Source organism: Bacteroidota bacterium (assembly GCA_016722565.1).
In the GTDB taxonomy this organism is placed as follows: domain Bacteria; phylum Bacteroidota; class Bacteroidia; order 2-12-FULL-35-15; family 2-12-FULL-35-15; genus 2-12-FULL-35-15.
In genome coordinates this window covers 962,278-983,972 of the sequence record JADKIU010000001.1, presented here as the reverse complement: position 1 = coordinate 983,972, position 21,695 = coordinate 962,278, and the positions used below count along the sequence as shown (strand labels likewise).

18 protein-coding genes are annotated in these 21,695 nt (G+C 37.3%); 2 read left to right on the top strand and 16 right to left on the bottom strand.

All coding sequences use genetic code 11. The features are described 5' to 3' along the window. Window positions 1–29 precede the first annotated feature (29 nt). The 6 genes from IPP64_03965 to IPP64_03940 form a co-directional block, all read right to left on the bottom strand. The gene (locus IPP64_03965; GenBank protein ID MBL0328580.1) at window positions 30–224 is read right to left on the bottom strand and encodes a 30S ribosomal protein S21; all 195 of its coding nucleotides are present in this window, start codon (window positions 222–224) and stop codon (window positions 30–32) included. Window positions 225–342: 118 nt separating this feature from the next. Beyond that, entirely contained in the window at window positions 343–1,482 is a 1,140-nt protein-coding gene (locus IPP64_03960; GenBank protein MBL0328579.1) for an acyl-CoA dehydrogenase family protein, read from the bottom strand. 51 nt (window positions 1,483–1,533) lie between these two features. Beyond that, window positions 1,534–2,061 carry an adenine phosphoribosyltransferase gene (locus tag IPP64_03955; protein ID MBL0328578.1) on the bottom strand — a complete coding sequence of 176 codons (528 nt, stop codon included), beginning with the start codon at window positions 2,059–2,061 and terminating at the stop codon, window positions 1,534–1,536. Between the two features lie 97 nt (window positions 2,062–2,158). Beyond that, the gene (locus IPP64_03950) at window positions 2,159–3,121 is read right to left on the bottom strand and encodes a helix-hairpin-helix domain-containing protein (protein MBL0328577.1); all 963 of its coding nucleotides are present in this window, start codon (window positions 3,119–3,121) and stop codon (window positions 2,159–2,161) included. A 134-nt stretch (window positions 3,122–3,255) separates the two neighbouring features. Next, window positions 3,256–4,707: an amino acid permease gene (locus tag IPP64_03945; GenBank protein MBL0328576.1), complete on the bottom strand. Its 1,452-nt coding sequence runs from the start codon at window positions 4,705–4,707 to the stop codon at window positions 3,256–3,258. A gap of 92 nt (window positions 4,708–4,799) precedes the next feature. Next, window positions 4,800–6,296, bottom strand: a complete 1,497-nt coding sequence (locus IPP64_03940; GenBank protein ID MBL0328575.1) for an amino acid permease — start codon at window positions 6,294–6,296, stop codon at window positions 4,800–4,802. A 90-nt stretch (window positions 6,297–6,386) separates the two neighbouring features. On the opposite strand from IPP64_03940, the gene nhaD reads away from it, so the two are divergent. Both nhaD and IPP64_03930 read left to right on the top strand, forming a co-directional pair. Continuing rightward, on the top strand, window positions 6,387–7,670 hold the full coding sequence (gene nhaD / locus IPP64_03935; protein ID MBL0328574.1) for a sodium:proton antiporter NhaD: 1,284 nt from the start codon (window positions 6,387–6,389) through the stop codon (window positions 7,668–7,670). A 49-nt stretch (window positions 7,671–7,719) separates the two neighbouring features. Beyond that, window positions 7,720–9,726 carry a tetratricopeptide repeat protein gene (locus IPP64_03930; protein ID MBL0328573.1) on the top strand — a complete coding sequence of 669 codons (2,007 nt, stop codon included), beginning with the start codon at window positions 7,720–7,722 and terminating at the stop codon, window positions 9,724–9,726. A gap of 54 nt (window positions 9,727–9,780) precedes the next feature. On the opposite strand, the gene IPP64_03925 is transcribed toward IPP64_03930, so the two are convergent. The 10 genes from IPP64_03925 to IPP64_03880 all read right to left on the bottom strand — a co-directional run bounded on the left by IPP64_03925 (window position 9,781) and on the right by IPP64_03880 (window position 21,684). After that, the gene (locus IPP64_03925) at window positions 9,781–10,089 is read right to left on the bottom strand and encodes a GIY-YIG nuclease family protein (protein MBL0328572.1); all 309 of its coding nucleotides are present in this window, start codon (window positions 10,087–10,089) and stop codon (window positions 9,781–9,783) included. A gap of 96 nt (window positions 10,090–10,185) precedes the next feature. Next, the gene (locus IPP64_03920) at window positions 10,186–11,091 is read right to left on the bottom strand and encodes an NAD(P)-dependent oxidoreductase (GenBank protein ID MBL0328571.1); all 906 of its coding nucleotides are present in this window, start codon (window positions 11,089–11,091) and stop codon (window positions 10,186–10,188) included. Then, window positions 11,092–12,051: a potassium channel protein gene (locus tag IPP64_03915; GenBank protein MBL0328570.1), complete on the bottom strand. Its 960-nt coding sequence runs from the start codon at window positions 12,049–12,051 to the stop codon at window positions 11,092–11,094. It abuts the gene before it with no gap. A 68-nt stretch (window positions 12,052–12,119) separates the two neighbouring features. Beyond that, complete coding sequence (locus tag IPP64_03910) at window positions 12,120–12,350, bottom strand: PspC family transcriptional regulator (protein ID MBL0328569.1); 231 nt, start codon at window positions 12,348–12,350, stop codon at window positions 12,120–12,122. 24 nt (window positions 12,351–12,374) lie between these two features. Then, window positions 12,375–13,649, bottom strand: a complete 1,275-nt coding sequence (locus IPP64_03905) for a DUF2851 family protein (GenBank protein MBL0328568.1) — start codon at window positions 13,647–13,649, stop codon at window positions 12,375–12,377. A gap of 68 nt (window positions 13,650–13,717) precedes the next feature. Next, a complete protein-coding gene (gene pyrF, locus IPP64_03900; protein ID MBL0328567.1) occupies window positions 13,718–14,575 on the bottom strand; it encodes an orotidine-5'-phosphate decarboxylase in 858 nt (285 codons plus the stop codon). A 118-nt stretch (window positions 14,576–14,693) separates the two neighbouring features. Further along, complete coding sequence (gene prfA / locus IPP64_03895; protein ID MBL0328566.1) at window positions 14,694–15,770, bottom strand: peptide chain release factor 1; 1,077 nt, start codon at window positions 15,768–15,770, stop codon at window positions 14,694–14,696. 119 nt (window positions 15,771–15,889) lie between these two features. Further along, window positions 15,890–17,062, bottom strand: coding sequence for a phosphoribosylformylglycinamidine cyclo-ligase (locus IPP64_03890; GenBank protein MBL0328565.1), 1,173 nt, complete (start codon window positions 17,060–17,062; stop codon window positions 15,890–15,892). A gap of 158 nt (window positions 17,063–17,220) precedes the next feature. Continuing rightward, window positions 17,221–19,335, bottom strand: a complete 2,115-nt coding sequence (locus IPP64_03885; protein MBL0328564.1) for an OmpA family protein — start codon at window positions 19,333–19,335, stop codon at window positions 17,221–17,223. Between the two features lie 159 nt (window positions 19,336–19,494). Then, a complete protein-coding gene (locus IPP64_03880) occupies window positions 19,495–21,684 on the bottom strand; it encodes a glutamine synthetase III (GenBank protein ID MBL0328563.1) in 2,190 nt (729 codons plus the stop codon). Between the last annotated feature and the right edge of the window lie 11 nt (window positions 21,685–21,695).

Genomic DNA, 21,695 nt, shown 5'->3' with positions numbered 1-21,695 from the left:
GGTAATATTTTAATAAACAGAAGGAAGAACTATGCTTCTTCGCTGCGTTGCATTTTCTCTTTGTAAATCGCTTTAATTTTTGCTTCGCGATACACTACAGAAGGTTTAGTGAATTTTGAACGTTCACGTAATTCTTTAACAACACCTGTTTTTTCAAATTTCTTTTTGAATTTCTTAAGTGCTTTTTCGATTGCTTCGCCTTCTTTAACTTGTACTATTAACATCTTGTTTTGTTTTTAATTTTTATAAATGGGATGCAAATATAAGATAAATTTCTAAATCCTAAATCCTAAAACCCAATTTTTTCAATTTATTTTCAGTTTTTAGCCGAAATACAAGGCCTTATTTCATAATTTCTCGTGCAATCACCATTTTCTGGATCTCTGAAGTTCCTTCTCCGATGGTACACAACTTACTATCGCGGTAGTATTTTTCTGCCGGGAAGTCCTTGGTATAACCGTATCCGCCAAATATCTGAACTGCTTCAGTACCTGCTCTCACCGCTACTTCGGAAGCATAATATTTCGCATATGCTCCTTCTTTTGTCATTTTCTCCCCTTTGTTCTTTTTATCGGCAGCAAAATAGGTCAATAATTCAGCTGCTTCAATTTCGGTTGCCATATCGGCCAATTTGAAGGCCACCCCTTGAAACTGAGAAATTGGTTTCCCAAATTGCTCACGCTCTTTGGAATATTTTAAAGCACATTCGAAGGCGCCTTTTGCAATACCTACTGCCAATGAAGCAATAGAAATACGACCGCCATCCAAAACTTTCATTGCTTGAATGAATCCATCGCCTTCTTTTCCTAGCATTTGGTCTTTGTGAACGCGGCAATCAGTGAAAATTAATTCAGCTGTTTCGGAAGCACGCATTCCCAATTTATTTTCTTTTTTTCCGGAGTTAAACCCCGGTGTTCCTTTTTCAATAATGAAAGCAGACATTCCATGAGAATCGCCTTTTTCACCGGTACGCACAATTACAACCGCAACGTTTCCGCTGATTGCATGCGTGATAAAGTTCTTCGAACCGTTGATTACAAAATAATCTCCGTCTTTCTTAGCAGTTGTTGTCATTCCACCGGAATCAGAACCGGTGCCTGTTTCTGTTAATCCCCATGCGCCAATCCATTCTGCTGTTGCCAATTTCGGAAGGTATTTTTTCTTTTGTTCTTCATTCCCGAATGCCAAGATATGACCGGTACATAAAGAGTTGTGAGCTGCCATGGACAATCCGATGGAGCCACAAATTTTAGATAATTCTACAATTGCAGTCACATATTCGGTATATGAAAATCCAGATCCACCATATTGCTCAGGCACCAAAACGCCCATCAATCCAAGTTCTCCAAGCTTTTTGAATACTTCTACTGGGAATTCTTGTGATTCGTCCCATTCCATCATTTTCGGGCGGATGTGATCTTCCCCGAACTTTTTGATCATATCAGCGATCATTTTTTGATTTTCGTTTGTGCTAAAATCCATTGTTGCAGTTTTTTTGAGTAGACAAAAATATCATTTTTATTTAAATGTAAACTAATAATTCACCAGACTAATAATATTATCCGAATAGGGAGTTAATTTCTCTCTGCCTTTTAAAAAATCGAGCTCCACGACAAAAGCAAAACCGGCTACTTTGCCTTGTTGCATTTCAATTAATTTCACTGCAGCTTCTGCTGTTCCACCTGTTGCCAACAAATCGTCATGGATCAAAACATTCCAGCCAGGCTGAATTTCATCCACTTGCATTTCTACTTTTGCGCTACCGTATTCCAAATCGTATTCGTAAGAAATTTTCTTGTAGGGCAATTTCCCTGCTTTTCTTACTAAAACAAATGGGATGTTCAATTTGTTCGCCAATGCAAAACCAAATAAAAAACCTCTGCTTTCAACACCTACAATGGCATGTATATTTTTATCCGCAACACGTTTCGCAAATTCTGCTACAATTTCGTTGCACAAGTTCTGGTTGTGAAAAATGGGAGTAATGTCTTTGAAAAGAATACCCGGTTTTGGAAAATCGGCTACGTCTCTTATTGTTGATTTTATTTTGGTTTCTAGCATAATTGAGTGACTAAATGATTAAGTGACTAGGTAACTAGGAAGGTGACCAACCGAATAAGAAAATTTGACTCTCTTCGTCACATAGTTACCTAGTTACTTAGTCACCAAGAACTAAGTAGGGTACAATTTTACGGTATGTTTCTTCATCTACCAAATCTGTTTTCTTGATTTCATCAACAGTTTTGTATTTCCCGTGATTTTTCCGATAATTCACGATTGCATTGGCTATGGTCCAGCTGATGTAAGGACTTTTCAAATCTGACGGCTCACAGCTATTGAGATTGATTTTTTTAATTTTTGTTGCATCCACAACGATGTGTTTTTCGATGGCATTTAATTTCTCTTGGTCAAATTTCCAGATTTCTAATAATTGTTCTTTTTTTACAAATCCGCCAATAGCGTTTCGATACTTAATGATGTTTTTTGCATAAAAGGGTCCGATTCCCTTAATACCTGTCAACATTGCGGAGTCGGCTGTATTCAAATCAACAAGACTTATGTGTTCCCCATCCGATTTAGATATCAAAGAAGTATTTTCCACTTTTCCATCCTGAAAAACAGAAGTTGTTTTTTCTCCTGCTCTTGCTGATTCTGCCAGAGAACCAATTTGAATATAGGGTTCTAACGATTCGTATTGCTCTTGTTTGATGCAATACATTTTTTTTACATCTGCTTTTGTTCTAAACTTCCCTCCTTTCGACTCGTATTTTTTTATGCTTTTAATTTGCTTTTCGGAAAGGCCCAAACGTTTCCACTCTTGTTCAGGTAAATTATTCGGATTAAAATAAAATCGTTCTGAATTTGTCTCCACAGCAGTTTCACTTGATGCTTCAAAACTTGATGTTCGATGATAAGTTGCTGCTTTTTTTTGCTCCTCAATCGTCTCTTGAAATTTTTTTACATCTTTATCAAAGGCTGTAAAATCAACTACTTCACGACTAACAAAACGAGAAGAAACATTTAAGTAGAGTATCAATCCACCGATAATGCTTAATAAAATAAATACACCATTGCGTTCACGTTTATTGAACGTAAAAAAATCACGAAAAATGTTTTTCATAAAAAATTTAAAAAAATAAAATGAATACTACGTTTCACAAAAGTCATCAAGGACTTCTGCTTTATGCTTTGGAGCAGTTTAACGGAGTAGCATACGTATTGAGTAGTAGAAATCCCGACAATAATCGGGGATGTTTAGTTAAGCGCTGGCCGCTTTTGTGTAATGTAATATATCGGAATTCCAATTGCTACAATCACCAAACCTAGTCCAGTACTAATGGGACTATAGATAAGAAGATCTACACAAATTGCTGTTGTCACTAAAATATAAAGTGCCGGAATCACAGGATAACCAAAAGCTTTATAGGGTCGTTCGGCATCCGGTTCCTTTTTTCTCAAGACAAAAATCCCAGCAATGGTTAAAATATAAAACAACAATGAAGCAAATGTAGCATATTCTAACAACGCTCCATATTGCCCAGAAAGACATAATACACAAGCCCAAACACACTGTAACCACAATGCTTTGGAAGGAACATTTTTTTCGTTGAGAGTTGCTGCACCTTTAAAAAACAAACCATCTTTTGCCATGGCATAAAACAAACGTGCTCCTGCTAACACCAATCCGTTGTTGCAACCAAATGTAGAAACCATAATTAACGCAGCCATAATAAACGCGGCAGGCGCACCAAAAATCATAGATGCAGCTGCTGCTCCTACTCTATCATTACTCGGAAACATAATTCCTTGTCCTAGTGCATCTGTTGCATTCGGATCACCATGCAATGGCAAGAGTGATAAATACGCAACGTTTGCTAAAATATAAATGATGGTCACGATGAATGTTCCTAAAAATAAGCTACGTGGAATATTTTTTTTCGGGTCTTTTATTTCGGAAGCAATGAAGGTGACATTGTTCCAAGCATCACTTGAAAACAACGAGTTAATAATGGTTGCACCCATCGCACCCAAGAGCGCTGAACCTGCTAAGGGTATAACACTGATTGTTCCATCTGGAGCGAGCGTTGTTTTACTGGCTTCCCACATGTTTGTAAAATTCGCAACCAACACGTCTCCTTTAATTCCGATTGCGATTCCTAAAACAATCAAAGCAAAGAGTGCGAATAATTTTGCGGAAGTAAAAATCAACTGAATGGTTTTTCCATTTTGAACGCCTCTACTATTGATATAAGTAAGAAAAACAACACTTGCCATACCAACAATCTGAGCATAGGTAACTTTATAAGACGCACCAATTTCCAAAATTGTATTGTTTAATTCAGGAAAAAAAACGGAAGTGTATTTTGCAAAGGCTACTGCAACAGCAGCAATTACACCTGTTTGAATAACAGTAAAAACGGTCCAGCCATAAAGGAAAGAAATCATTCGCCCATAAGCGCGTTGAATGTAAATGTATTGTCCGCCTGCGTTCGGCATCATTCCGGCTAGTTCACCATAACTCAATGCAGCAAATACAGTTATCAATCCAGTGAGCAACCAAACCACCAAAAGCCAACCTGCAGAACCGACATCACGTGCCATTGCAGAAGTAACAATAAAAATTCCGGAACCAATCATTGAACCGGCTACAATGCTGGTAGCATCAAGCAATCCGAGTGTGCGTTTTAATTCCGGTGTTTCTGACATTTCTATTATTTTTATCTTTATTCCTTTACAGAAAAAGGACTTTAAAAAAAAGGACGGGGTAAGCCGTCCTTTAAATATTAAAAAACTAAATTCTATTCTTTGTCCTTATCGGGATTATTTAGTTTACTATTCTTTATTCCATATCCAAAATAAATTACCACACCAATCAACATCCAAACACCTAATCGAGCCCAATTAGGCCATCCTAGACCAAAAATCATCGCACCACAAACCACAATACCAAGAATAGGAACTAATGGAACCAATGGTGTTTTGAATTGACGTTTTAACTCTGGATTTTTCACTCGCATAATCCATACACCAGCACAAACTAATATGAAAGCAAACAATGTTCCTATACTTGTCATATCACCAACAATATCTCCTGGAACAAATGCAGCAAACAAACCAACAAACCCTAAAAAGAAAAGATTTGATTTATATGGAGTTCTGTATTTAGGGTGAAGAGTTGAAAACATTTTCGGAACAAGACCATCCACACTCATTGAATAAAACACACGTGATTGCCCCATTAACATTACCAATATTACTGAAGAGAAACCAGCTAAAATAGCTACCGTTACCAATTTTGCTAACCAACCATACTCCAGCATATACGTATTAATTGCATACGTTACAGATGCCTCACGACCATTATTTCTAAAATCATCAACAGAAGCAACACCCGTTAATACATGAGCAAATAAAATGTATAAAATTGTACAAATTGCTAAAGAACCTAAAATACCAATCGGCATATCGCGTTTTGGATTTTTTGCTTCTTGAGCTGCAGTAGAAACGGCATCGAATCCTATAAAAGCAAAAAACACAACTCCGGCAGCGCCAAGTATTCCCATTATTCCACCATAATTATGCGACAATCCAGATGAATCAACATAGGTTGTAGCTTCAGGAATGTAAGGAGTATGATTTACTGGATTCATATAAGACCAGCCAAAAAGAATAAATAAAATTACAATCGCAACTTTAGTGATTACGATAATTCCGTTTACCCATGCCGATTCTTTAGTGCCTTTTATCAGAAGGAAAGAAAGAAGAGCGATAATTAATAAAGCGGGAATATTCATCATACCATGCGCTGTAACAACACCCGCAGCATCTGTGATTTTTTCAAAAGGAGAATGACACCACTCATAAGGAATGTGCATCCCAAAATATTCTAACAACTTATTTAAATATTCACTCCAAGCAATTCCAACCGTAGCAGCGCCCAATGCATATTCTAGTACCAAATCCCAACCAATAATCCAAGCTACAAATTCACCCATTGTAGCATACGAATAAGTGTATGCACTCCCGGCAATTGGAATCATGGAAGCAAACTCAGCATAACACAAACCAGCAAATGCACAACCGACAGCAGCAATAATAAATCCAATTGTTACAGCAGGACCAGCATTGTCTGCTGCTGCTGCTGCTGTTCTCACAAATAACCCCGCTCCAATAATAGCCCCAATTCCAAGAGCGACTAAATTACCTGCAGATAAGGTTCTTTTTAATCCTTTTTCACTATCTCCGGCCTCAGCCATTAATTTGTCAAGAGATTTTTTTACCCAAAGATTTGCCATATTTTTTGTTTTGAATGAATTCCAAATATATACAAGTTTTGATTATAAATGCAAAAATATCAATTCTGTTTTGTTATTTTTACAAACATGATGAATGCATTAATCATAAGCATTTTTGTAATTGGATATATTGCAATTGCCTTTGAACATCCCATTAATATCAACAAATCAGCGACTGCACTTTTAACAGGTGTATTGTGCTGGACTGTTTATATTTTAATGGGTAGCGATAGTCATGCTATAAATGATCAACTGACAGAACATATTGGAGAACTCTCCGGAATTTTATTTTTCCTGATGGGTGCCATGACACTTGTTGAATTGATAGATGCGCACGATGGATTTGATGTGATTACCTCTCGAATTACGACCACCAACAAAAAAAAGCTGCTTTGGATTATTTGTACGATTACCTTTTTTCTTTCGGCTGTACTGGATAATCTAACAACAGCGATTGTGATGGTTTCTTTGTTACGTAAACTAATTGACAATAAAGAAGATCGTTTATTATTTATTGGAATGGTAATTATTGCTGCCAATGCAGGAGGTGCCTGGAGCCCAATTGGCGATGTCACCACCACGATGTTATGGATTGGCGGTCAGATTACTGCCCCCAACATCATGTTAAAATTATTAATTCCAAGTATTATTTGCCTGATTGTGCCTTTATTGATTTTATCCTTCAAGCTAAAAGGCTCGGTTACTCGTCCGGAAATAAAAGAAAACGCTTCCCCGAATCCAACAACTTCTTTAGAACGCAATGCAGTATTCTTTTTAGGAATTGGGGCCTTGGTTTTTGTTCCGGTGTTTAAAACCATCACTCACCTTCCTCCTTTTATGGGTGTTTTATTTGGTTTGGGTGTTTTGTGGGTGGTTACAGAAATCATTCACAGTAAAAAAGATGATGAAGACAAAGATTCATTGTCAGTATTGCACGCTTTACGTAAAATCGACATGTCGAGTATTTTATTTTTCTTAGGAATCTTAATCGCCATTTCTTCTTTACAATCAACAGGGGTATTAGCAAGCTTAGCAAACTACATGAACGACAGCATTGGGAACTTAAACATCATTGTTCCCGCCATTGGTTTATTATCTGCCATCGTTGACAATGTTCCGCTAGTTGCTGCAAGCATGGGGATGTACGACATCAACACTTATCCGACTGACTCTTACATCTGGGAATTTTTAGCGTATTGCGCAGGAACAGGCGGAAGCATTTTAATCATTGGTTCTGCAGCAGGTGTTGCGGCAATGGGAATGGAAAAAATTGATTTTATCTGGTACCTAAAAAAAATCGCCTGGCTAGCCCTTGTCGGTTATTTTGCAGGTGCGTTTGCATATATGGGTATCGAACATTTCTTTCATCTCTAAACTTATCCTATCTTTGCTCATAGGTATTCCGAATGGAATTAAATTTTAAATGTTACAAAAACTACTACATACAATCACTCGTCCTTTCAACGCTCTTTTGATTGTTGTAATTGCATCTACTCTTTTTTCTTCTCCCCTTTTTGCTTCTGAATCAACTGACTCAGAAATTTCAGAAAAGCACATTGATTCACTTTTGATTGTTTTAAAAAATTGTGACAAAGAAGATACGTTGAAACTGAACACCTTGATGAATTTATCATCTGCCTATGAATCGGTAGACCGATCGAAGTCTTTTGAATATATAAAAGCGTCACTTGCACTTGCAAAAAAATTAGATTTCAAAAAAAGAATCGGAATCTGTTATAATTATTTCGGTGATTTGTATTGGTTCTCGGGAGACTATACAAATGCATCCAACAGTTATTTTGAAGCACTCAAAATTTTTGAAGAACTAAATGATCCCTATCGTATATCAGAATGTTACAGGAATATCGGATGGATTTATCAAGGTCAAAACAACTGGCCACTTACTTTAAAATATTACAACGCTGCTTTAGAAATAAATTTAAAAAATGATTTCAAACGCAAACTGATTTCGAGCTACGATGATTTAGGAATTTTGTACAAATTAATGGGCAAATATCCTGAAGCGATTGAATATTGTCACAAAGCAATTGATGTTGCGAAAGAACTTAAAGCCGACAGAGGAATTGCTGCCGGCTATGGAAATTTAGGTTCAACTTATTTCCAAATGAAAGAATATGCTCTTGCAATTGAGAATTATTCTATCGCTCACAAAATTCACTTACAAATCAACGACAATTACAACACGGTTGAAGATTTCAATGGATTATCGGAATGCTATTTACAGCTGGGGCAACCTGGAAGAGCAGTTGAATATTCATTACAGGGATTAGCACTTGCAAAGAAACACGGATACAAAAACAGTGTATCAAATGCCTACAATAAGTTAGCACAGGCCTATGAAAGGCAAAAAAATTATCAACAAGCATTTGAATACCTTCAATTGTATACTGACTTAAAAGACTCGACCTATAATGAACAAAATAGCAGACAAATCAATGAGATGTCGGCTAAGTATGAATCAGAGAAAAAAGAATTAATCATTAGTTCTTTTGAAGAAAAATCAGCTCAGGATAAAAAATTCAAAATCTACCTCGTTATCTTTTGTAGCTTAATTGCGGTGTTTACTATTTTTTTATTCAGAAGTTTTTTGCAAAAGAAAAAAGCGAACAATTCTTTATCTCTTGCCTACAAAGAAATTGAAGTAAAGAACAAAGATATTACCGATAGTATTAATTACGCAAAACAAATTCAACGAGCTCGCCTTCCGAATCCGGCTATCATTCTCAATCGCCTGCCCGATGCATTTGGATTATACAAACCGAAGGATGTAGTAAGTGGAGACTTTTACTGGTTTGCCGAACATGAAAACGGAAAAATATTGCTAGCAGCTGCAGATTGCACAGGCCATGGAATCCCGGGCGCTTTCATGAGTTTGATTGGAATTGATGAGCTTAACCATGCTGCGTTAGAAAAACGACTGGACGATGTTTCTTCCATCCTTTCATCCGTAAACAAAGGTGTAAAAAAAGCCTTGCGTCAAAACGAACAAAATTCTATGTCGCGGGATGGAATGGACATTGCATTATGTATTTTTGATTTAGCCAACAGCATACTCGAATATGCCGGTGCAAACCGCCCACTTTACTATATCAGAGAAAATCAACTCTTCGAAGTTGCTCCTACAAAAGCTGCAATTGGAGGAACCACATCCAATGAACAAGAATTTAAAAGCCATTCCATTGATATAAAAAAAGGTGATATGATTTATGTTTTCACTGATGGTTTTGCGGATCAATTTGGAGGAGACAGCGGTAAAAAATTCATGACCAAGCGTTTTAAAGACTTGTTGCTTTCTATTCACCACTTGTCTGCTGTTGAACAAGAAGCCGCATTAGAAAAAGCTTTAAATGAATGGAAAAAAGACATCAGTCAGGTAGATGATATCTTGGTGATGGGGATACGAATTTAATCAATGATGTTAATTTTCAACTCTTCGTCACCCTGAGCGGAGTCGAAGGGCGCACTATCGGAATACATGATTGGTGTTGTTTTTACAGGCGGCTAGCTCTTGGATTTTAGACCAATTTTCTTCAATCAAAGCTTGCTTTTTCTTTCGACTCCATCCTTTCAGTTTTTTTTCAAAAGCAATTGCGCTAATTGGACCATCAAATATCTGATAATACATTAGCTCTAATGGTCTTCTATCAAAAGTATAGCATCCTTTATTAATTCCTTTATGATGTTGTTTCAGGCGATTCTCTAAATCATTTGTAACTCCGACATAATAGGATCTATCAGAGCAGAGTAAAATATATACATACATATTTTTCATAGATCCCATAGTTATGCTTTCCTCTATTCAATCAGCTACCCTTCGACTCCGCTCAGGGTGACGTTTTAACAATTTACATCATGGACAATGAATAATCTACAATTGTTCATCCAACACTTTTAGTCCTTCTTCGAAGGTGTGAGGACCATATCCTAAATCTTTTCTTGCTTTGCTGATATCAAAACCTGTGCGAGGCGGGCGTTTTGCTGCTTGGTTTAAGTTATCGGATTTTGAAGGTGTAATTAATGCTTTATCCAATTTCCAGAAATTAGCCACACTGTAAACCAATTCTAAAATACTCATGGTTTTAGGTCCGGACAAATGATAAATTCCGGTTGCCTTTTTATCTGCAATCAAAATACATCCAGCGGCTAAATCTTCTGCCAGTGTAGGGGAACGAAACTGATCGTCCACCACATTTATTTTTTGACCTTTTGTCAAAGCATCTTTCGCCCACAACACAATGTTGGAACGACTCATATTATCTGCAATTCCATAAACGATAATGGTACGCGCGATGGCCCAATTGATGGAACTCTTTTGAAGAATTTTTTCAGATTCGAATTTTGATTGTGCATAATAACTCAGAGGATTCGGAATATCCGTTTCAACATATTCGCTTCCTTTGTTTCCATCAAAAATAAAATCCGTTGAAAGATGAATCAATTGAGAATCCGGTTTATATTGCGTCAAAACATCAACGATATTTTGAACTGCAGTTACATTAATCGCCCAACACTCTTCTCGTTTTGTTTCACATGCATCCACGTTGGTCATGGCAGCGGTATTGATAACCGTATCTGGTTGATACTTTTTGATGATTGCTTCTACTTTTAGTTTATTGGTAATATCTAACGATTCGTAGGTATAACCCGAAGTAAGGTGCATTCTGTTTGCGCCAAGAGAGGTAGCAATCACTTCCACATCCTTGCGTTTAACGTAAGCATGAATCAGCTTTTGTCCAAGTAAACCATTGCTACCGGTGATGAGGATTCTTTTCATTTATTCAGCGAACAGTTCTTTTAATTTTCCAATCTGCTCATTGGTGCCCAATACAAACAATTTTGCATCAGGAATAATTTTGGTGTCGGCACTGGGATTAATCACATAATCACCTGCAGCCGTTTTAAAACCAATAATATTTGCTCCGGACTTATTGCGAATTTCCAAATCTCGAATCGTTTTATTTTGATAGGCTTGTGGTAAATTATCAAATGTAATTTCTTCCAAACGAATATTATCTCCACCTTGTCCAGTAATATAATCAACAAATTCCATCACATCCGGTTTCATTACCAAAGAGGCCATGTGCGCTCCACCCAATTTATCAGGCATAATCACATTCGTTGCTCCTGCAATTTTTAATTTTTTATCGGTATTGTCTTCTGAAGCACGACTGATGATTGTTAGTTTTGAATTCAATGTTTTCGCAGACAACACAATGAATAAATTATCTGCATCGATGGGCAATGTAGTAATTAAAGCTTTCGCTTTTAAGATTCCGGCTTTCAACAATACTTCATCCAAAGTCGCATCGCCTTCCATCACCAAATCTGCATATTGATGATTGATAGCACCAACAATATCTTTCTTTTGTTCAATCACCACAAAGCGTGTATTGTGTTTTTTTAAAACATGTGCAGCTTGTTTACCATTTCTGCCAAACCCGCAAATAATAACGTGATTTTCTAACTTTTCTATTGCTGCGTTCACCTTGTAATTTTTAAAATACTGATTAAACTCTCCATCAATCACATATTGTGAAATGGAAGTAACTGCGTAAGCAAATGTACCAAAACTTGTGATAATTAAAAAGGCGGTAAAAACTCTTCCTGCTTCTGTTAAAGGATGTACTTCCTGAAAGCCAACCGTTGCAACAGTGATAATGGTCATGTAAAAGGCATCCAGAAATTTATAATTTTCAATAATCATAAATCCTACAATCCCAATACAAATAATCATTGCAATGAGAACAAATGGAATATAGAGTCGAGAAAAATGACGAAAATTCAAAGCTTAACGATTTAGTTTTATAAATCCCAAACGCTTCTGCGTTTGCTTTTGAAAGGCTTAAAAAATTCCTTGTTCTCCAATACAAAGGCCATTACAAAATATAGAATAATGGGTGAACCAACAGTAAAAAAAGACAGATAGATAAAGTACATACGGATTTTAGTGGAATTGATTCCGAGCTTTTTACCCCACCATTCACACACACCAAAGGCTTGTGTTTCGAACCAAGATTGAATACGTTTTATCATAGAGCAGTAAATTGTGCTCTAAAATTACGAATTTTTTAACAAATAATTACCTATGGAACAGTTTAGGCATTTTTTAGGATTGCAGTATTCGGTTTTAAGTTGCAACAAGGCTTGTGTAGTATGTGCTGTTTTTGTAGAAACACCCAGCGTTTCCCATTTCTGAATAATTGTATTGTTTTCTCCTGGCGTTTGTTCTAAGAAAGACAAGGCTCTGGCAATATATTTTTCATCATCTTTTTGCTTTCCATAAACAAATAAAAATGGAACAATGGTGTTAATGATAATATTGTTGATACTTTCCTCGCCAAGATGTTTCGACTTTTGATTCGAAGGTTTATCCAACACAAAATGGTTCTCCCAATAATCCGAAACAGATACGTTCATGAGATTTTTTAACTCAGATGCATTTTCAAGCTCCACTATTTTTGAGAACAAATGACTCGATTGATGAATTAAGTTCGCAAATTGTGCAATACGAATGCTTGGGAAATTAATGGGACGCAAACGCAAATACTTCCACAAATGTTTTTCTATGGGCTGCAATTTAAATTTTTGTTTTAGGAAGGCGTATTCATTTTGTAAATGTTGCGGATATTTTTCTTCAAAGTGTTCAAACAACATTCCTGCTTGCCCGAACAACAATGCCTCTATTTGCAACAAGCTGCTTTTATGTTTCCCTAAAACAACAGATGGAATTGACTTTGCAAGAAGTTCAAAAGGTTCCGCATTGGTTTTAAAACCGAAGTTGCGTGCCAGATGTTGATAAAAGGTTTCCTCCCAATTATTATGATTCAAGGCTAAACCATTGAGAATGGATTGAGATTTGCGCTCCAGTCGCTCCAGCAATAACCTATCAATGGTGCTATTCACAACAAAAGTAGGAACCGATGCAATTTGTTTTTCGCATGCAATCCAATCGATGCTGGATTTAAAATCGAGATAATTTTGGTAAAGTTTTCTATGAATACGATCTTTTAGTTCAACCGTAGGGATTTCAGCGCCTGATTGTCGAGACAATGTTTTATCTGCGGTATGCACCACATGTAATACAATATTATCGTATGCTTTATCTTGCTGGTGATTGTGTTTATTCCAGTCGCTGGCATGAATATGCACTTCGATATTGCCTGCCCAAAGGGTATCGCCTACTTTAATTTTCCCATTAAAAAAATCGGGGCCGGCATCAAAATTATGTTCTCCGGGCTTTAGAATTTCAACAAGTTCTCCTTGAGTGGTTTTCAGTTCGAATTGGTCAAACAATCGAAACTTCCAGATGTGATGTAAGAATTCTTCAGTCATACTACTCCTAAAAATTATTTTACTGATTATCGAAGGAGTAGTTTCGAATATCTTTATTTAAAGCAAATTTATAAATATTGCGCCAACAACACTTCCATTTCCTTTTGCAACTTCATTGCCTCTTCTCTTGCTTTCTCGGCAAAATTTTCGCCTGAGCTGGCATAAATAATTCCACGGGAAGAATTAACGAGCAGTCCGCATTGCTTGTTCATTCCATGTTTGGCAACTTCATTCAAACTTCCGCCTTGAGCGCCAACACCGGGAACCAACAAGAAACTATCAGGAACAATTTTACGGATATCAGAAAGCATTTCTGCTTTTGTTGCACCTACAACGTACATCATGTTGTCGGGTGATGACCAAGATTTAGAGGTTTCGAGGACATTCGCATATAATGGAACATTCGCATCAATCCCCCTTGCCCCCTTTTCAAAGGGGGAATGCATAACGTTTAATTGAAAGTCGCTTGCTCCGGAATTAGAAGTTAATGCCAAAAGAATCACCCACTTATTTTTGTATTCCATAAATGGTTTTACACTGTCTTCACCCATGTATGGAGCAACTGTTATAGAATCGAAATTTAAGGTTTCTAAAAATGCTTTTGCATACATTTTAGAAGTATTACCAATATCGCCACGTTTTGCATCAGCGATGGTAAAAATATCCGGACAAGTTTGATTGATGTAGTTGATTGTTTTTTCTAAGCTAATCCAGCCTTTCACGCCTTGTGTCTCATAAAAAGCCATATTGGGTTTAAAGGAAACAGCAAAGTCTTTTGTAGCATCAATAATCTGTTTGTTGAATTCAAAGATAGGATCCTCCGTTTTTAATAAGTATTGCGGGATTTTGGTAATGTCCGTATCCAAGCCTACGCAGAGGAAGCTTTTTTTCTTTTGAATAGTATTGAAGAGTTCTGTTCTTGTCATTTTTACTTCCGTGAGACACACCCCTAACCCCTCTCGAGAGGGGAATAGATTTGAGTTCAAATTAAAATTTTATCGCCAAACACTATTTCATTTTCAAACCTGCCTGCCGGTAGGCAGGTTAAACTCCAATTCCACCTTCTTTCATGCGTTCTGCATTTTCAGCTAACTGCAAGGCGTCAATCATGGGTTGAATTTTTCCGTCCATAAAATCTGTTAAGTTATATACCGTCATGTTAATACGATGATCGGTAATACGATTTTGTGGATAGTTATATGTTCTGATTTTTTCGGAGCGATCGCCTGTTGCAACAATTGTTTTTCTGCGTTTCGAAATCGCATCCAAATGTTTTTGCATTTCTATGTCGTACAATTTCGTACGAAGCATTTGCATTGCAATTTCACGATTTCCTAATTGGGAACGGTCTTGCTGACAAACCACAACAATTCCTGTAGGCTTATGTGTTAACTGAACTTTTGTTTCTACTTTATTTACGTTCTGTCCACCTGCACCACCGGAGCGGGAAGTTTGCATTTCAATATCGCCAGGGTTCAAAATCACATCCACCTCATCGGCTTCAGGCATCACCAACACTGTAGCAGCAGAAGTGTGAACACGCCCCATCGTTTCCGTTAATGGCACACGTTGCACGCGGTGTACACCCGCTTCAAATTTTAAATATCCGTAAGCTCCTTCAGAGTTAACATTGATAATTACCTCTTTGTAACCTCCCATTGTCCCGGGATTAGAATCCACCACTTCATACTTCAATCCTCTTTCTTCCAAATAACGGGTATACATCCTAAATAAATCTCCTGCAAAAATACTTGCTTCATCACCTCCTGTACCTGCACGAATCTCGATCACAGCATTTCTTGCATCTTCCGGATCTTTCGGAATCAACATTTGGCGGATATCGTTTTCCATCTTCTCTTTTTTGGAAATCAATTCGTCAATGTCCATTTTCGCCATTTCACGCATTTCATCATCCTTTTCAGTAGCCAAAATGCTTTTGTTGAATTCTAGATTCTCTACCACATTTTTGTATTCATGGTAGGCTTCTACCACATGTCCAAGTTCTTTGTATTCGATGTTGAATTTTTTAAACTCTTTCATATCGCCAATTACTTTGGGATCCGACAGTTTTTGTTCAACTTCTTCCCATCGTCTTTTTATGGCTGCTAATTTATCTAACACGTTTTTGAATAATTATAAGTTATACGTTTTGAGTTGCAAAAGTACAAAAAAATTGGCAGTTGCCTTCGCCAATGTAATGCCATTGCCTATTGCTTACTGCCATTTTAAATAGTTCTGCGCTAATACTCGAAAATTCCGTTTTCCGATTTTATCGTTAATTTTTTTGTTGCTGAAGCTTCTACTCTTCCCACAATTTGTGCATCTACTCCAAATGATTTTGAAATTGCAATAATATCTGCAGCAATATTTTGAGGAACATATATTTCCATACGGTGTCCCATGTTAAACACTTTGTACATTTCTTTCCAATCGGTGTTGCTTTGCTCTTGAATCAATTTAAACAAAGGAGGAATTGGAAATAAATTATCTTTTACAACATGTACATTGTCCACAAAATGTAAAACCTTTGTTTGCGCACCTCCACTGCAATGCACCATTCCATGAATGTTCGCACGATGGTTATCAATTATTTTTTTAATGATTGGTGCATAGGTTCTTGTTGGTGATAACACCAATTTACCGGCAGAAACTTCTTCACTTCCAACATTAATTTTATCGGTCAATTTTATTTTACCTGAATACACTAAATCTTCCGGAACCGCAGCATCATAACTCTCCGGAAATTTTTTAGCGATAGATTTTTCAAACACATCGTGGCGAGCAGAAGTTAAGCCATTGCTTCCCATACCGCCATTGTATTCACTTTCGTAGTTCGCTTTCCCGGAGGAAGCTAACCCAACAATCACATCACCTACTTGAATATTCGCATTATCGATTACATCGCTACGTTTCATTCTACAGACAACTGTTGAATCAACGATGATGGTACGCACTAAATCGCCCACATCCGCTGTTTCTCCACCTGTAGAGTAAATTCCAATTCCGTAATCTCTTAACTGTTCTAAAACTTCTTCTGTTCCATTAATAATCACAGAAAGCACTTCACCGGGGATATTGTTTTTATTTCTTCCGATGGTTGATGACAAAAGAATATTATCGATGGCACCAACGCAAAGTAAGTCATCGGTATTCATCACAATTGCATCTTGGGCAATGCCTTTCCAAACGGAGATATCGCCTGTTTCTTTCCAATATGTGTATGCTAAGGAGGATTTTGTTCCTGCGCCATCCGCATGCATGACAATGCAATAATTTTCGTCACCGCTTAAATAGTCGGGCACAATTTTGCAAAATGCTTTAGGGAAAAGTCCTTTATCGATTTTAGAAATGGCTTTGTGCACATCTTCTTTGGATGCGGAAACGCCACGTTGATTGTATCTGTTATCGGTCATTTGTTCTAATTAGCATAGAGTCCTAATCTGTCAACCTCATCCGTCCTTCGGACACCTTCTCCAACCGGAGAAGGAAAGCGGAAGTAATTATTCTAAATAAAAACATCCCGTAAAAGTACGGGATGTTTTCTATATTCTTATTCAGAAGAAATCAGATTTTATTCACTTTCTTCCTCTTCACCTTCCGGTTTAGGAGTAGGTGTAGGAGTTGGTGCAACATCTTTAGGTGCATTTGGATCAACGAAATCCTTACGCAATACTGAGAACACGGTACGTCTGTTTTTCTGCATGATTGCTTCAAACTCTTCTTTTGACTTACCTTTTGTTTCTTTCAAGATGTATTTCTCAGTTAAGGTAGCAGTTACAACACCATTTGCATCTTTAATTTCAACTGGTGCTTTTTCACCGTAACCTTTTGCTTTTAAACGCTCAGGGTTGATTCCTTTAGAGATTAAGTAATCCACACAAGATTTTGCACGTGCTTCAGATAATTTCTGGTTAGCTGCATCAGAACCACGGTAATCGGTATGTGAACTTAACTCGATTACGAATGTTGGGTTATCCAACAATGTTTGGTATAAGAAATTTAATGAATCGCGTGGGTTTGAAGGATGCTCTAAATCTGCTTTACCCAAGATATACAATACATCCGGGAAACGGATAAAACGTTCGATAGGCACTAAACAGAAATCATGTTTGAATGTTTTTGCTTCTTCAACACCTACTGTTGTTTCTTTTACTTTATCAGAGCTGTTCAAGAAACCAGATGGAGCTTGTACTGTTTTCACCTCAACTCCAACTTGTGTAGTTAATACATAAGAAGTATTTGGGTTTACATAACGTGCTGTTCCGTTTTCTGCAAATTTATAGTAACCAGCAGCATCTGTTTTTGTTTCTACAGAAGATCCATCAGAACCAACCAATTTAATGGTTACACCTGGAATAACTTCTTTGAATTTACAATCGGTAACAACACCTTCGATAGTGAACAATAATGGAGGAAGAACAAATGACCAGATATCATCAGCACCTTTGGTTCCTTCACGGTTAGAAGAAAGGTAACCTCTTTCTTTTTTACCTTCGAAAATAATTCCGAAATCGTCACCTGCAGAGTTGATTGGGTATTTCATGTTAGTAACGTTACCCCATTGGTCTTCGCCTTTTTTCTCTGCTTTGAAAATATCCAAACCACCCATTCCTAAGTGACCGGTAGATGCAAAATACAATGTACCATCTTCGTGGATGAATGGATAAACATCATTTCCGGGAGTGTTGATACCAGGACCTAAGTTTACTGGTGCTCCCCAATTTTTAGCTTTTTTATCGTATTTGGTCATCCAGATATCATTTTCACCTTGTCCACCAGGCATGTTTGATGCGAAGAACAACGTTTGTCCATCTGAAGAAATACAAGGAGAAGCGTATTTTAATGAATCCAAGCAGAAAGGAACTTTTACAGGCTCACCCCAAGATGTTCCTTTTTTAGGAGCTGACCACAATTGGTTATAAGTAACCATTTTTTTATCTACCACACAGCGTGTGAAGAAAATCATGTCTCCTTTTTTAGTAACTGCACTTAAACCTTCGTTGTCTTTTGTATTTAATGGCTCAGGAAGAGAAACTGGAGTGCTCCATTTTCCGTTTTTATCCATCATTGTTTCAAAAATATCACTAAAGTTTTCTCCGTTTGTTCCATCGATGGATGAACCAATAACACCCGGACGCATAGAAGTGAAGTATAATTTATTGTATTTTTTATCTGCGTAAGATGGAGCAAAATCAGGATCTTTGGTGTTGATCAATGCTACGTTTTCTACTTTGTAACGTGTAGGAGCATCTTTCCATTTTTGAGCTAACTCACAAGATTTAGCACCATTTTCTCCACGTGGATCAGAAGGAACTTCTTTTTTGTAGTTATTATACTCAATTAATGCTTCGTTGTATTTTTCCAATGCTTTTTTAGCATCTGCTAAATACAATTTTGCTTTTGGATCAGTGTAGTTTGCTTTGATTGCTTTGATGTACCAAGCCTCTGCTTGTTTGTTATCACCGATTAAACGGTAACACTCAGCTGTTCTGAAAACGATAAAAGCTTTATCCTCTTTTTTCTTCGCTTTTGTATATGCTTTCTTGTAAAGCTCTATAGAGTTGAAATATTCCTGACTCTCAAATGCTTTTTTAGCATCACTCATAAAATTTTTCTGAGCAATAGCGCTAAAAGAAAATAAGAGAGAAATAGCTAAAACGGCAGTTAATTTTTTAAATATCTTCATAATCGTTTTTTTGGTTTTACGTATAATGGGTGCTAAAATAAATAAATATTTGAAACAAAAAAATTCTTTTTATGTCTATTTTATGTTATCGTTATTGACCTGAAATAAGAAATCCCTGTCAAAAGTTCATTTTAACAGGGATTTCAAAGCTTTTAAGGCTTATTTCGTGAACAATAATTCACGGTATTTCGGCAATGGCCAGCTTTCGTCATCTACCAGAATTTCAAGCTTATCTACGTGATAACGAATTACATCGAAGTAGGCTTTCACCTTATCACAATAGTCGATTGCTTGCTTTTTAACATCGGTAATTGCATTTGCTTTTTTACGAGCTTCGGTCATTTCATCCGACTTCGTTTTAATGATATTGATATGCTCTGAAATCTCGGTAATCATCTCCATTTGAATTTGAGCACTTTTCTTAAACTCAGCAGCCGGCATAATTTCTTTTAAGCCGCGCACATTCTCAATCAACGAGCTTTGGTATTTAATAGCTGTTGGAATGATGTGATTGAACGCTAAGTCAACCATAACACGAGATTCGATTTGAATTTTTTTGGTATACATCTCCAAATAAATATCGTAACGTGCATGTTGCTCGCGCTCGCTCATTACGCCATTGCGGACAAATAAATCCATCGTTTGTTTCGACACAAATGCACTCAATGCTAATGGTGTAGTTTTGATGTTTGAAAGTCCGCGTTTTGCTGCTTCTTTCACCCATTCTTCACCATATCCATTTCCTTCGAAACGTATTTTTTTAGAATCAACAATGCATTGTCTCAATACTTGGAAAATAGCCTCATCCTTCTCTACTCCTTTTGCAATTAATGCATCTACATCTTTTTTGAATTTCACCAATTGATCCGCCATAATCGCGTTCAACACGGTCATTGGACCAGCACAATTTTGTGATGAACCCACTGCACGGAACTCAAATTTGTTTCCTGTAAATGCAAATGGAGACGTTCTGTTTCTGTCGGTATTGTCCAATAAAATATCCGGAATTTTTCCAACGCCAAGTTTTAAAGCCGTTTTTTCATCTGGACTCATTTTCCCTGATTTTACTTTGCTTTCCAACTCATCCAATACATTTGAAAGTTGGGTTCCCAAGAACACCGACATGATTGCCGGAGGCGCTTCATTTGCTCCCAAACGGTGATCGTTATTCGCTCCTGCGATAGATGCACGCAATAAATCAGCATTGTCGTGAACCGCTTTTACCGTATTGATAAAGAAGGTTAAGAATTGTAAGTTCGTTTTTGGTGTTTTGCCCGGGCTCAATAAGTTTTTACCGGTATTTGTTCCCAAACTCCAGTTGTTGTGCTTACCACTTCCGTTTACACCGGCATAAGGTTTTTCATGCAACAACACGCGGAAATTATGTCTGCGGGCTACTTTCTCCATCACATCCATCAATAACTGATTGTGATCTACCGCTAAATTACACTCTTCAAAAACGGGAGCACACTCAAATTGGTTTGGTGCCACCTCGTTGTGACGTGTTTTAATAGGAATACCCAATTTCAAGGATTCAATTTCAAAATCACGCATGAAAGAGGTCGCTCTATCAGGGATTGAACCGAAATAATGATCATCCAACTGTTGTCCTTTTGCAGGTGTATGTCCGAACAATGCTCTGCCAGTCATTGCTAAATCCGGGCGCGCATTAAACAAGGCTTCATCCACCAAGAAATATTCTTGTTCCCAACCTAAAGTTGCATTTACTTTGGTAACGTTTTTATCAAAATACTGACAAACATCCACAGCAGCTTTGTCAATTGCATGCAATGCTTTTAAAAGAGGTGTTTTGAAATCCAATGCCTCACCTGTGTAAGAAACAAAGATGGTAGGAATACACAATGTTTTACCAATCACGAAAGCTGGAGAAGTTGGATCCCAAGCAGTATATCCACGTGCTTCAAAGGTGTTACGAATACCTCCGTTCGGGAACGAAGACGCATCCGGTTCTTGCTGCACTAATTGTCCGCCTCCAAAACGTTCGATGGCTCTTCCGCCTTCTGTTGGTTCAAAAAATGCATCGTGTTTTTCAGCTGTTGTTCCTGTTAAAGGTTGGAACCAGTGCGTGTAATGTGTTGCACCTTTAGAGTTTGCCCAAGCTTTCATAGAAGAAGCCACTTGGTCGGCCATTTTTCTGTCAATTTGAGTTCCTTGTTGCATTGCAGCCATTACGCTTTCGAATGCTTCTTCTGAAAGATATTCACGCATGGCATCGATGCCGAATACGTTTTCTCCAAAAAATTCAGACACCTTGTTGTTTGGCATGTGAACGTCAACAGGCACTCTCGAAAGTACCGTTTCTAATGCTTTAAATCTGTGGATAGCCATTTTTGATTGAG